The following is a 13,157-nucleotide window of genomic DNA, read 5'->3' as shown; positions in this document are numbered from 1 at the left end:
TATTGGAATAAATACATAAATATCTTTGAGATAATTAATTCATCTCCAACTTCTTTAGAAGAAATAAATATTAATGTATAATAAGGTGGAATTATGAATAAAAGAATCAAAAAAATACTAACCTATGCAAAGTCGCCTGACGGGTGGTTTGTTCTTCTTGCCTACCTTGGTTTGTTCAAAAAAATGGAGGATAAAAAATATTTAAAAAAAATGTATTTAGGGAGAATGGGATATTCGATAAACCTTGAAAGTCCTAAAAAATTTAATGAAAAACTTCAATGGCTTAAACTTTATGATAGAAAACCAGAGTACACAACGATGGTGGATAAGTATGCTGTTAAGAAGTATGTTGCTGATATAATAGGAGAACAGTATATTATCCCCACCCTAGGTGTATGGGATCGTTTTGAGGATATAGATTTTGATAAACTACCAAATCAGTTTGTGCTGAAGTGTACTCACGATTCTGGTGGACTTGTGATTTGCAGAGATAAGTCGAAGTTTGACTTTAAATCTGCAAGGAAGAAAATCAATAAATGCTTAAAAAGAAATTATTACTATATTGGAAGAGAACAACCATATAAAAATGTTGTTCCTCGCATTATAGCAGAGCAGTACATGGAAGATACTCAAAATACAGATCTGAGAGACTATAAATTTTTCTGCTTTAACGGAGAACCTGTTTACTGTCAGGTAATTTCAGAACGCACCTCAAATGAAACGATTGATTTCTTTGATATGGAATGGAATCACCAAGAATTTACTGGACTTGCTTTGCCAAATGAACCGTTCAGCAGCTCGCCTATCCCTATCCCTATCCCTACCCAATTCGATGAAATGAAGAAGGTAGCAAAAATTCTTGCAAAAGAAAGTGCATTTTTGCGTGTCGATTTCTATGAGGTGAAGGGTAATTTATACTTTGGAGAATTAACATTTTATCCTGCTTCGGGATTTGGAGTTTTTTCACCTGATAAGTATAATCTGATTATCGGAAAAATGCTGAAGTTGCCGGTAAAGTCAGATAAGAAATTTGCACATAATACACAAATAGCGGGGTAACTCTTGTTGAATTTTCTTAAGAGTTACCAGAATGTTCAGTAGTATCTTCTTTGAAAGACTATAAATTCTTCTGCTTTAATGGGAAAGCGAAATTTTTGTATCTATCAGAAGGCTTTGAAAATCATGACACCGCTCGAATCAGTTATGTGACTTTGGATTGGAAACAAGCTGAGTTTTACTGTGAAGACTATAAACCATTTGAGGATTTACCACCCAAGCCTGTTAATTTCGATAAAATGATAGAAATTGCTGAACTACTGAGCAAAGATATTCCATTTTTAAGAGTCGATTTTTATGAAATCATTGAAAAATCTATTTTGGGGAACTTACTTTTTGCACAGGTTCTAGGTTCACAAAATTTGTTCCGGAAGAATGGAATAAAAAATTAGGGGAATTGATAAGATTGCCTAAGAAATGAGCGTGATATATTGGGTAATTCCAGAGGAAAGAAATTAGCTTTAAATACAATTACATCGTTACTGTTACAGCTTACCACGATAATCAGTGGATTTATTCTGCCACGGCTGATACTTGGAGCATTTGGTTCAGATGTAAACGGTCTTGTTAATTCGATAACTCAATTTTTAGGTGTCATTACACTTCTGGACTTAGGAGTAGGAGCTGTTGTTCAGTCATCACTATATAAACCATTGGCTGAAAATGATACAACTATGATAAGTAAGATCTATGTTTCAGCAAACAAATTTTTTAAGCGTCTTGCATTAATGCTTCTTTGCTATGTAGTTATATTACTTGTTATTTATCCACTGATTATCAATAATAATTTCGATTATTGGTATTCTGCATCTCTGATTGGAGCAATTTGTATTAGTTCATTTGCACAATACTACTTTGGTATTGTAAACAGTTTGCTTTTAAACGCTCACCAAAAGGGTTATATTCAATACACTGCACAGATTGTAACTACTATTCTGAATACTCTTGCTTGTGCTGTTCTGATATATTCCGGCGGATCAATTCAAATAGTTAAGCTGACTACTTCGCTTATTTTTTTGATACGACCACTATTTTTGGTTTGGTACGTCAGAACCCATTATAATATTAATACCAAAATCATTTATTCTGAAGAGCCAATAAAGCAAAAATGGAATGGCATGGCGCAGCATTTTGCAGCCTATGTCCTGCAGGGTACTGATAATATTGTTCTTACTCTGTTTTCTACCTTAGCTAATGTGTCAATATACTCTGTCTATAATTTTGTTGTTATAGGCGTAAAAACCGCATTCTTATCAATGACCAATGGCTTTCAATCAATTATGGGTGAAATGATAGCCAAAAATGAGAAGCAGCAATTAAGTAGATTCTTCTCTTATGTTGAATGGCTTTTGCATACTGGAACGACTCTCGTATTTGGATGTACAGGCATTCTTCTTGTTTCATTTGTACAAGTGTATACAAATGGAATTACAGATGCTGATTATATACAACCGCTATTTGCGGTATTGATTACAGTAGCAAATGCAGGACACTGTTTAAGATTGCCGTACAACTTACTTATTCTTGCAGCAGGACATTACAAACAGACTCAAAGCAACTATATTATAGCAATGATTCTAAATATAGTTATTTCGATAGCCACTGTGAAAATATGGGGACTTGTTGGAGTCGCTATAGGTACATTAGTCGCTATGATATATCAAACGGTCTGGATGGCTTGGTATGATTCAAAAAATATTATAAACTGGCCATTCAAAAACTTTCTTAAGCAAAGTGCTGTCGATATTGTCACTGTTATAATCGCTTCTCTTGTAACATTCAAAATACCAATGCTCTCGGTTTCATACAGTGCTTGGATCGTTCAGGCTTTAGAAGTTTTTATCTGCTGGCTGATAATAGTATTGCTTGTAAATTATATCTTTTACAGAGAAAAAATCTCTTTCTTGCTCGGAAAAATCAAACATAAAATAGGAAGGTCGTGAAATCATGAATTGTTTTATTGTGACCGGAGCATCTGGCTTCATCGGCTCATATCTATGTGACCGTTTATGCTGCGAAAACAAAGAGGCACAAATCATCGGTCTCGACAACATGAACAACTACTATGATGTTTCGCTCAAAGAACATCGCCTTGAAAAGCTGAATACATATCCTAACTTCAAATTCATCAAAGGCGATTTAGCAGACAAAGTACTCATAGACGATCTTTTTAGTAAGTACAAGCCTAACATCGTAGTAAACCTCGCTGCACAGGCAGGAGTGCGCTACTCAATCGAGAATCCCGATGCATACATAAATTCAAATATCATCGGCTTTTACAATATTCTTGAAGCCTGCCGTCATTATTCCGTTGAACATCTGGTGTATGCAAGCTCATCGAGCGTTTACGGAGGAAACAAAAAAGTGCCGTTCAGCACCGATGACATGGTAGATCACCCTGTTTCGCTCTATGCTGCCACAAAGAAAAGCAATGAGCTGATGGCTCATGCCTACTCAAAGCTCTACAATATTCCCACAACAGGACTGCGTTTCTTTACGGTCTACGGTCCTGCCGGAAGACCAGATATGGCTTACTTGGGTTTTACAGACAAGCTCGTCCGTGGCGAAACGATAAAGATCTTCAATTATGGCAACTGCAAGCGTGATTTTACCTACATTGACGATATTGTTGAGGGCATAATTCGTGTGATGAGGAAGGCTCCTGATAAGAAAATCGGTGAGGACGGTTTGCCGATACCACCTTATGCTCTGTATAATATCGGCGGCGGTACTCCGGTAAATCTTCTCGACTTTGTACAGATACTCAGCGAAGAACTTGTTCGTGCGGGGGTTCTTCCGACGGATTATGATTTTGAAGCACACAAGGAGCTTGTTCCGATGCAGCCCGGTGATGTGCCTGTCACCTATGCGGATTCCTCGGCTTTGGAGCGTGACTTCGGCTTCAAGCCTATGATTGATCTTCGGACAGGTTTGCGTAAATTTGCTGAATGGTACAAGGAGTATTATATGGGAGGTTCAAAGTAAATGAAAATAGCAGTCGCCGGAACAGGCTATGTCGGCTTGTCGCTCGCCGTTCTGCTTTCACAGCACAATACGGTCACAGCAGTGGACATTGTTCCCGAAAAGGTTGACCTGATAAACAATAAAAGATCGCCAATTCAGGACGATTACATAGAAAAATATCTTGCCCAAAAGGAACTTGACTTGACGGCTACGCTCGATGCGGAAAGTGCGTATAAGGACGCAGATTACGTTATCATAGCGGCACCCACAAACTATGACAGCAAAAAGAATTTCTTTGATACAAGTGCTGTTGAAGCAGTCATTGAACTGGTGACGAGGTATAATCCCAATGCGATAATGGTCATAAAGTCCACTATTCCGGTTGGGTATACAAAGACTATCCGTGAGAAAACGGGTTCAAAGAATATCATTTTCAGTCCCGAATTTCTGCGTGAGAGCAAGGCTCTGTATGATAACCTCTATCCAAGTCGTATCATTGTAGGTACGGATATGGCAGATGAGCGTTTGGTACAGGCTGCACATACATTCGCAGAGCTTTTACAGCAGGGTGCGATCAAAGAGGATATTGATACACTGTATATGGGTTTTACAGAGGCAGAAGCAGTCAAGCTGTTTGCGAATACATATCTTGCGCTCCGTGTCAGCTATTTCAACGAGCTTGACACTTATGCAGAGATGAAAGGTCTGAACACTCAGCAGATCATCGAGGGTGTATGTCTTGATCCTCGTATCGGAAGTCATTATAATAACCCTTCGTTCGGCTACGGCGGTTACTGTCTGCCAAAGGATACAAAGCAGCTTCTCGCCAACTATGCCGATGTTCCGCAGGATATGATAACCGCAATCGTGCAGTCTAACCGCACTCGCAAGGACTTCATCGCAGACCGTGTGCTTGAAATGGCAGGTTATTATTCCGCAAACAGCACTTGGGATTCTGCAAGTGAAAAGCAAGTTATCATTGGTGTGTATCGCCTGACAATGAAGTCTAACAGTGATAACTTCCGTCAATCGTCCATTCAGGGCATTATGAAGCGTATCAAGGCGAAAGGTGCAACGGTCATCATCTACGAGCCTACGCTGAAAGACGGCGAAACATTCTTTGGAAGTCTTGTGGTGAACGATCTTGACAAATTCAAAGAGCAGTCTGCTGCTATTATCGCAAACCGCTATGATGCTTGCCTTGATGATGTTCGGGATAAGGTTTATACAAGAGATATTTTCAAGCGTGATTAAAACAATAATTACTCTGATCCGGATACTGATATTCAGCATATCAGTATCCGCATGAGCGTAATTAGAATGTCGAGAAAGGAAAGATAAATAATATATGAAAAACACCTATACGATCAAAGACCTATTATCATTGCTATGGAATCACCTGATGCTTATCATAGCAATTACAATTATTGGAGGAATAGCGGCATTTTCGTTTTCAAAGTTTGTCCTGCCCGTCAAATATTCGTCCCACATCACGATGTATGTGCAGAGCTATACAGGCATATCTGAGAATGCAGCCAATGATGTGAACAATATCAGCAATTCCAAACAGCTTGTCAATACATACATGGAAGTGTTGAAAGACGATGAGGTCATGAATGCTGTCAGCGCAAAACTTTTAGAACAATATGATGAGCAAGACCTACGCAGGGTGTTTTCGTTCGATGAAGATAATAAGATCGATCCGGCTTCCATCAGAAGCTGCCTGACGATCAGCTCAGTTACCGATACGTCTGCCGTAACGATTACAGCTACAACGGTAAATCCAAATCTTGCGGCTGATATATGCAATGACATCACACAGGTCGCTCCAAAGTATGTTGAAGAAGCTGTTGGTGTCGGTTCTATCAATACGATCGGCAAGGCAAAGGTTTACAAAAAGCCTGTTGCTCCTAATAACACAAAAAATGGTATACTCGGTATGGCAGCGGCTTTTCTGATTGTTGTAATGGTTATTCTTATTATCGACTACTTTGATAATACGATCAAGGAATCCGAAAAGATCGCCAAGAAATATGATAAGGCAATCATCGGTGAGATACAGCAGTTCGGTGAGGGTAAGAAGAAAAAGAAGGGCAAGCACAGAACCGAACCGAGAGGACTGCTGACCGACAAGGACGTACCATTCAATATTGTGGAGAGCTACAAGACGATCAGAGCCAATATCCTTTTTACAGCGGCAGATTCCGATAAAAAGGTCATTGCGGTATCAAGTCCAAATCCCGGCGAGGGCAAATCCACCTCTGCGGCGAACCTCGCTATCGCCCTTGCACAGACCGGAAGTGCCGTCCTGCTGATAGATGCTGATATGCGTAAACCTGTTCAGCACAGAACCTTCAAAATAAAGAATGATGAAGGTCTTTCAACGCTTATTATCAAAAAGTCATCTATGGCGAAATCGGTCAAGAGCAATGTGATCAATAATCTTGATCTTTTACCATCGGGGCCTCTGCCGCCAAATCCCTCTGAGCTGCTCGCTTCTGAGAACTTTAAAAAGCTCCTTGAACAGTTTGCCACCAACTATGATTATGTTATCATTGACACACCGCCTGTCAATGTCGTGAGTGATGCGATGGTCATGAAGGACTCTATCAGCGGTATCATGCTTGTTATCCGCTATGCAATGACAACCTATGAGGAATTAGCAAACTGTATGAAGCAGATCGAGCTGGCAAAGGTCAATATGCTCGGATTTGTTCTGAATGATGTTCACCATAATCACGGAGCTAATTACTACAACTATAAATACAAGTATAAGAAGTACGGCTACGGGTATGGCAGCTATGGATATGGCTACACCTACGGCAATAACCCGACAGAAGAAACAAAGGAGAACGAAAATGCTGACTGAACACCATTGTCACATTCTTCCGCAAATTGACGATGGTTCAAACAGCGTGGAAATGTCTCTTGAGATGATAAAGATGATGCGTTCTCAGGGCGTGGAACGCATTATAGCCACTCCGCACTTCTACGCACATCGGGAACGTAATGACGTAAAAGCCTATCTTGCAAAGCGTCAAGCTGCTTATGATAAGATCGTTCAGGCGGACAATAGTAATTCCGACATTTTGCTTGGTGCTGAGGTTGCTATCGAACACGGACTGCATAATGTTCCTGATATTGACAAGCTACGTCTTGCCGATACGAACTACATATTGCTCGAACTTCCATATGCAGGCTTTCAGCATTGGTATTTAGATGAGATCACGGATATTGCCTATGAGTACAAGCTCACGCCTGTGATCGCCCATATCCACCGCTACCTTGACTATTACAGCAAGTCGGAATACGAGGAAGTGCTGAAGCTTGATGCGATATTCCAGATTAATAATGAAGCCTTGGGCAATTTCAAGGAACGGCGGTTTGTGAAAAAGCTGATAAAAGAGGGTTATCCGTACCTTTTCGGCAGCGATGCCCATAACCTGACCGACAGAAAACCGAACTGGGATTTGCTCCGGAAGAAAGCCAAGACAGATGTGATAGACGGCGCAGAGAGAATCCTATCAGAATGCAAGGAAGAATATTAACAACGGCTGCCTCCGCTATGAGAGAGGTTGGAGGGACAACGTGCAGGAATGAGCCTATGCGTTGTCCCTTCGTGCATACGAGGGTATCATGAACAATAACAGTAAAACAGGACTCAATACAAATCTTTGGCAGCAAAACTTCGATGAAGTCTGTGCCTATCTGTCAAAGCATAACTGCGGCTTGAATGATATTCCCGATGATGCTGTGAACAGTTACGGAAAGAATTTGAAACGCTGGCTGTATGAGATGTACAAGGCTGTATATGGTCGCATCACACGATACAGCCTGAACGATGAGCAGATCAGACTGTTAAAGGAGATCGGCATTGACGAGCTGCAATCTATAACAGACCGTGACTGGTATCTGCATTTCAACACTCTGCTTGACTTCTATCGTGAGAACGGTCACATAAAAATACCTTTCGATAAGCTGTGTCCCGATGGGAAAAGTCTTCTCGGCTGGACACGCTTGCAGCGCAAGAAATATCAGGAAGGTACGCTCCCTCAGAAGTATGTCGATGAAATTATCAGCAACGGTGCTTTTGAGATACTTGAAACGCCGCTTGATACTGCCATGCGCCATGTAGAGGAATATTACAAGGAACATGGCAATGTCGACTTCGATACAGCGTATGTCTGCCCTGACGGGTATCAGCTCGGTGTTTGGCTGCGGACATTCCGTGATAAACTGGCAAATCAGCGTAATAAAAAGCCGTATCCGAAGGAAGTATTAGATCGTCTGAGAGAGCTGGGCTTTATCGTGAATAAAAGCGATCATAACTGGATGCAGAAGTATCTGCAGCTAAAAGCGTGTATTGAAGAATACGGGCGTGATGCGCTCCCTGCCGATATTGAAGCAGATGACGGCTCAAGCCTGAAGGATTGGGTAAAAAACTGCAAACGCGGCTATCGTTCCGGCTCGTTGTCAAATCGCAGGCGGGAGCTTCTTGACGAGATAAATTTTTTCAGTATTGGTTTTAAAACTGATGAAACGAAAAAGCAGAAATTTTATGATACGGAAATGCAACGACTTCCCGATGATATAGACAGGACGGAGATCAAAAACCGTTATGATCTGGAATGGATCATGAATTTCCTGAAACTGCGTGAGGCTCTTACCCAATACAGAAACAAACCGCTGCCAGCCGATCTGCTTTCCGCAAGCGGAAACAGCCTGATGCTGTGGGCAAAACGGCATAGATGGCAGTATCATAGCGGCAGAGAAACTGCATACAGAGCAAAGCTCCTTGAATCCATTGATATATCGGGCATACAGTTTGAAGCTGAACCGAAGCCGCCAAAGCCTGTAAAAGAAAAGGAAATCAAAGAGGGACAGCCAGAAGTCAAGGAGCAGCGCTGGTATGAAACTGTGGAGATATGCCGAAGGTATATTGAAGAAAACGGACTCATATTTCACCCCGAAATGCTGTCAGCCAGCGGCGGGAGTCTCAAAGCTTGGGTACATCATAACCGTGGGCTTTACCTCGGTGGCAAGCTGTCCGAGGAAAGAGCCGATGCCCTGAAAAGCATTTGTATCACGGAGATCAAGTTCAGAAAGCCGTCGGAGGAACGAAAGCCCCGTGTGTCCCGTCCCCATAAGAAAAAGCACCCGAAGCGTCCGCCGGATATGCTCCGCACAAAATCATTTGTGATACAGCTTACAGAAAGTGAATATGCAGAGCTGCAAGCTATGACACATAAGAATGGTTACAAGCATATCAGCGACCTGATACGGCACAAGATATTCACGAAATAAGAGCGTTCTGACGGAGGTGTAAAGCTATGCTTTATCATAAGGTCGAATCGGACCTTGATGAAGAATTGTGGGCAATGATACTCGAAAATGAAGGTAGGGAGTTTCAGACCTTGCGCAGACTGTCGTTTACCTATACGGTCAAGACCAGCGGCAAGGGCGAACAGCTTGGCGAGATCATCATCAGCCGCAAGACTAAAACGATCACCAGAGCGACGATACTGCTTGCGTATCGTAATGCAGAGGTGGTAATGGCAGCCGAGAGCTTTGTAAAAGGACCTAAGAAGCTGAATGTGTTCGGCGCTAGCTATCTGTATCCGATATTCTTGAAGCTCGGTCTGATTAAAGGGCAGAGAGATATTCAATAAATAAAAACACTGCCGCAAATGTGCGGCGCTGATATAGCAGTATAAGCATAACTACTATATTTAAGACCTATACAGCGAGCTATAACAACAAAAGGACAGATACTTCCACAAGAGAAGCATCTGTCCTTTTTACGTCATATCAGAACTCCACAACCTGATCAATCTCCGCCATAAGCTCCTCGGTGAGCTTGAGGGCTGCGATGATTTTCTTGTAATGCTCAATGTCCTCAGCGGAAAGCGCAGTCTTCTTGCGGTCTTTGAGCCACTTCTGTAACGGCTGATAACCGCCGATATACTGCTCCCACTGTGCCTGCGGTACGTTATCGAAATACTGCGTCTTGCTGATGTACACCCTGCCGTTCTTGTATTCGGGCTTCACGACCTCGTTAGTGCCGTCACCGACAAAGCTGTAAGCTGCGGTGTCGAATTCGGTCTGCATTAGGTGGCATTCTCTCAGCTTGCCGCCAATCTCTACAAGTTTCCAGAAGGTTTCCTGATTTGTTGGATACGGAATATACGGAAAATCACGACATAAGAATTCCTGATATGTAGTTCTATATTTCATTGAATTTAGAATTGCATAAACATAATCAACAAGGTTTACAGAATTATAGTATGAAGATGATTTTTCATCAGTGTTCTTAAATTCCAACCCCAGCTTATTAGAGATTATACTAATAATATTCTTATTGAAATTGGTTTCTCGATTTTCTTCACCAAAAGTATTAGTATACAAGAAAATTGGGAATAATTGAGTCGATGTTGAAAAATCGCCAATAAATCTTCCAACAATACACGAATCAACAATCATAAAATTACTATATAAACGTTGTGGCATTGCATTTCTTGTTAATGCTAAACCAAGATTATTATGTCCTATCATTTCTTTTGAGACTTTATCTCTACAACATTTTATAAAACCTGAGCTTTTTCCAGTATAAAAGCTCCACTTTGAATTAAACGGACTTAGAAACAGTTTGAAGTAATAACCATCATTAGGATAATGTGAAATAATGTCTTCTTTAGCCCATGCTACAGTCCAATCTCTACCATCATTTCCTAAATCATATTTTCTACGAATACTTTCTGTTCCCATTGATAATATATCTTCAATAACTGCGTCCAATTCTTCTTTAGTATTGTGTAATACAAGTTTATCTTTTCCAGTTTGAATTCCTTCAAGATGAATTACAAGTAAATCGCTTAAACAAAATCCTTTATAGTATTGTGTATTTGAAGAATTAGGTACAAAAAGATAATATGGCGGTTCAGAAACTGGAACATCAAATGTTAGATGCTTTAGCTCTGTTTTATTCAGCTTTGAATACTTGATATCACGAGTTCCATACAAATCTGTATAGAAGACATTAGCTATAGAACTGTTTTTACCTGTTTTTACAAATACATTTATGCATACTCCCTGTTGTATATCAAAGACATTTTCATCTTTTCCACCATCTGGCGTGGTTTCTTGATGATTGCTATTACCATGCAGATTGATGATATAAATTGCATCGAATTCTTTTAATAATTGCCAACGCATTCCACGAAAAGTAGGTTTATCTAAATATGCATGAGGATTAATATATGCTACAACACCTAATCCGGCACTATTGATTAAATGCTGAGCAAATCGCATAAATTTAATCTCATCAGAATCTATAGAGTATTTTTGCTCCTTTAGTTTTTCTTTTCCACCAGGTTCTGTTTTATAGATTTGCATTAATCTATCTAACCACGCATTTTTATTAGCACTTGAAGATGAATACGGCGGGTTACCAATAATCACGTTTATGCCATTATTACGTTTTGCCTGGTTTGCTTCCGCTGATTCAAAGGCAAGCGGATCATCAAACATAGAAGTCATTACACTTCCATCATCAAACACTTCTACCATTCCATTCGCTTCTTCCAGCGAATTGGTCAGGAACACATTCAGACGGTGGTCGCCGCCAAAATCATATCCCGTATCTTTCAGCACCATAGCGAGCTTCATGTGAGCTACGGCATAGGGAGCCATCATCAGCTCAAAACCGTTCAGACGGGGCAACAGGTGCTTTGGAACATACTCGTTCCATGCCTTCTTGATCTGCTCTTCGCTTTCACCCTTGTGCTTGGCTTGGAAATTATCATATATTTGCAGAATGGTCTGACGCAGGAATGTTCCCGTACCTGTTGCTGGATCGAGTATCTGAACCGCAGGCACTTCCTTTGTGTCCTCGGTCATGCCATGACCTCTGATCTTTTCACGCATATATTTCACGGTCTTGGTTTCTTCCGATGCCAGACCGTCCTCAAGCCCGAACTCCGTTTTCAGAATGCTGTCAACCGCTCTGACAATGAAATTTACAACAGGCTGCGGCGTATAGTAAACGCCCCTCTGCACCTTCTGTGCTTTGTCGTAGGCGGTCAGAAATTCCTCATAGAAATGGATAACAGGATCTTCACGTCCGCCGCCCGTCTGACGGTTGAAGTCGGCAAGTATCAGGTCGGTGTTCGTGTGCGTGAGTATCTCCACGACATTCGCAACTTCCAGCTCGTCAAAGGTCAGGTGACGCTCGGAACTTTCACCCAGACATTCTTCCATCAGCCTTTTCAGGAAAGGGTTGGTGTTCGGAATGCAGGCGATCGCTTCTTTCACATTGAAGCTGTCCTGCGTCTTGTCCATGCACCTTGCCGAGAACAAGCCGTAAACAACGGTCTGAGCATACATATCCGCAAACTGCTGCTTGGTCATATCATGGATAAGATTGTCCTTGAAATCCTTGAACAGCTTATGCACATAACCGTCATGCGTTTCGACAGCGTATATGTCAAGAATACGGTCACGGATAGCCTGAGCCTCTGCCGCCAGCTTGACAGTAAGCGAAGCAGAGTCTCTTATGACCTGATGATATGCCGTTACAAATGCCGCCGACCACTGATCGTACCATGCCTGTGTGTCAGTAACATCTTTCACCCATGACAAATGCCCGATGCGATCTTCAAAAGTTCGTATCTGCGTGAAATCCTCAACAGCAGGCGCACACGAGATCATTTTTATCTGCGGAAGCCCTGCGTCCTTATCCTCAAAATGTGCGATACCGATAGTGCGGTTATTATCCGTCCCCCAGAAACAAAGGAACAGAAGGTCTTTCTGCGACCATACAGCGTGTTCAGCGGCATTTCTTCTCTTTGGGATAAGTCCCGACAGTATCTTACGGAGTGCCGACACTTCAAACTTGTTGCTGTCGAACTCTACGCAGAAGATGCCCCATTTCTGCTCATCGCAGAGCGGCTGTAACTGGCGGAGATTCTTTATTTTTGCAAATGCATCATCTTTCAGCCCGATGTCGGCAGCGTCAAAATCGTATGTAATATCGTCGATCTCATCAAAATCATCAAGATCAATATTCCAATTTAGTTCCTCAGTGAAGTATATGATAAGATCATCTATGCTCTTTATATTTCTGATATCCATATCTGTTA

At 41.4% G+C, this 13,157-nt stretch carries 10 protein-coding genes; 9 read left to right on the top strand and 1 reads right to left on the bottom strand.

Annotated features, from left to right (window positions below; all coding sequences use genetic code 11):
- Positions 1 to 93: 93 nt before the first annotated feature.
- The 9 genes from BT127_RS06220 (at position 94) to BT127_RS06175 (ending at position 9,689) form a co-directional block, all read left to right on the top strand.
- Positions 94 to 1,059, top strand: coding sequence for an ATP-grasp fold amidoligase family protein (locus BT127_RS06220; RefSeq protein WP_075424162.1), 966 nt, complete (start codon positions 94 to 96; stop codon positions 1,057 to 1,059).
- A gap of 50 nt (positions 1,060 to 1,109) precedes the next feature.
- The gene (locus BT127_RS06215) at positions 1,110 to 1,448 is read left to right on the top strand and encodes an ATP-grasp fold amidoligase family protein (protein WP_075424161.1); all 339 of its coding nucleotides are present in this window, start codon (positions 1,110 to 1,112) and stop codon (positions 1,446 to 1,448) included.
- Positions 1,449 to 1,487: 39 nt separating this feature from the next.
- On the top strand, positions 1,488 to 2,999 hold the full coding sequence (locus tag BT127_RS06210) for an MATE family efflux transporter (RefSeq protein WP_075424160.1): 1,512 nt from the start codon (positions 1,488 to 1,490) through the stop codon (positions 2,997 to 2,999).
- Between the two features lie 4 nt (positions 3,000 to 3,003).
- On the top strand, positions 3,004 to 4,041 hold the full coding sequence (locus BT127_RS06205) for an NAD-dependent epimerase/dehydratase family protein (protein WP_075424159.1): 1,038 nt from the start codon (positions 3,004 to 3,006) through the stop codon (positions 4,039 to 4,041).
- On the top strand, positions 4,042 to 5,274 hold the full coding sequence (locus BT127_RS06200; protein WP_075424158.1) for a nucleotide sugar dehydrogenase: 1,233 nt from the start codon (positions 4,042 to 4,044) through the stop codon (positions 5,272 to 5,274).
- Between the two features lie 94 nt (positions 5,275 to 5,368).
- A complete protein-coding gene (locus tag BT127_RS16235) occupies positions 5,369 to 6,889 on the top strand; it encodes a tyrosine-protein kinase domain-containing protein (protein ID WP_082334919.1) in 1,521 nt (506 codons plus the stop codon).
- The gene (locus tag BT127_RS06185; RefSeq protein ID WP_075424157.1) at positions 6,879 to 7,568 is read left to right on the top strand and encodes a CpsB/CapC family capsule biosynthesis tyrosine phosphatase; all 690 of its coding nucleotides are present in this window, start codon (positions 6,879 to 6,881) and stop codon (positions 7,566 to 7,568) included. The genes BT127_RS16235 and BT127_RS06185 overlap by 11 nt, the downstream gene beginning before the upstream one ends.
- 88 nt (positions 7,569 to 7,656) lie before the next feature.
- A complete protein-coding gene (locus tag BT127_RS06180) occupies positions 7,657 to 9,324 on the top strand; it encodes a helicase associated domain-containing protein (protein ID WP_075424156.1) in 1,668 nt (555 codons plus the stop codon).
- A gap of 26 nt (positions 9,325 to 9,350) precedes the next feature.
- The gene (locus BT127_RS06175) at positions 9,351 to 9,689 is read left to right on the top strand and encodes a hypothetical protein (RefSeq protein ID WP_075424155.1); all 339 of its coding nucleotides are present in this window, start codon (positions 9,351 to 9,353) and stop codon (positions 9,687 to 9,689) included.
- A 139-nt stretch (positions 9,690 to 9,828) separates the two neighbouring features.
- Here the strand turns inward: BT127_RS06175 and BT127_RS06170 are convergent, their stop codons facing one another.
- Positions 9,829 to 13,149, bottom strand: coding sequence for a type ISP restriction/modification enzyme (locus BT127_RS06170; RefSeq protein ID WP_075424154.1), 3,321 nt, complete (start codon positions 13,147 to 13,149; stop codon positions 9,829 to 9,831).
- Positions 13,150 to 13,157: the final 8 nt, after the last annotated feature.

The sequence above is a fragment of the Ruminococcus sp. XPD3002 genome, from assembly GCA_900119535.1.
Lineage (GTDB): Bacteria > Bacillota > Clostridia > Oscillospirales > Ruminococcaceae > Ruminococcus > Ruminococcus flavefaciens_H.
Note: the sequence above shows the minus strand (reverse complement) of the source record. Positions and strands in the feature narration are given on the sequence as shown.

Bases quoted from the DNA above. Each gene is read 5' to 3' on its own strand.
- BT127_RS06175 (WP_075424155.1), top strand. From the start codon at position 9,351: ATGCTTTATCATAAGGTCGAATCGGACCTTGATGAAGAATTGTGGGCA.
- BT127_RS06200 (WP_075424158.1), top strand. From the start codon at position 4,042: ATGAAAATAGCAGTCGCCGGAACAGGCTATGTCGGCTTGTCGCTCGCC.
- BT127_RS16235 (WP_082334919.1), top strand. From the start codon at position 5,369: ATGAAAAACACCTATACGATCAAAGACCTATTATCATTGCTATGGAAT.
- BT127_RS06205 (WP_075424159.1), top strand. From the start codon at position 3,004: ATGAATTGTTTTATTGTGACCGGAGCATCTGGCTTCATCGGCTCATAT.
- BT127_RS06220 (WP_075424162.1), top strand. From the start codon at position 94: ATGAATAAAAGAATCAAAAAAATACTAACCTATGCAAAGTCGCCTGAC.
- BT127_RS06185 (WP_075424157.1), top strand. From the start codon at position 6,879: ATGCTGACTGAACACCATTGTCACATTCTTCCGCAAATTGACGATGGT.
- BT127_RS06170 (WP_075424154.1), bottom strand. From the start codon at position 13,149: ATGGATATCAGAAATATAAAGAGCATAGATGATCTTATCATATACTTC.
- BT127_RS06180 (WP_075424156.1), top strand. From the start codon at position 7,657: ATGAACAATAACAGTAAAACAGGACTCAATACAAATCTTTGGCAGCAA.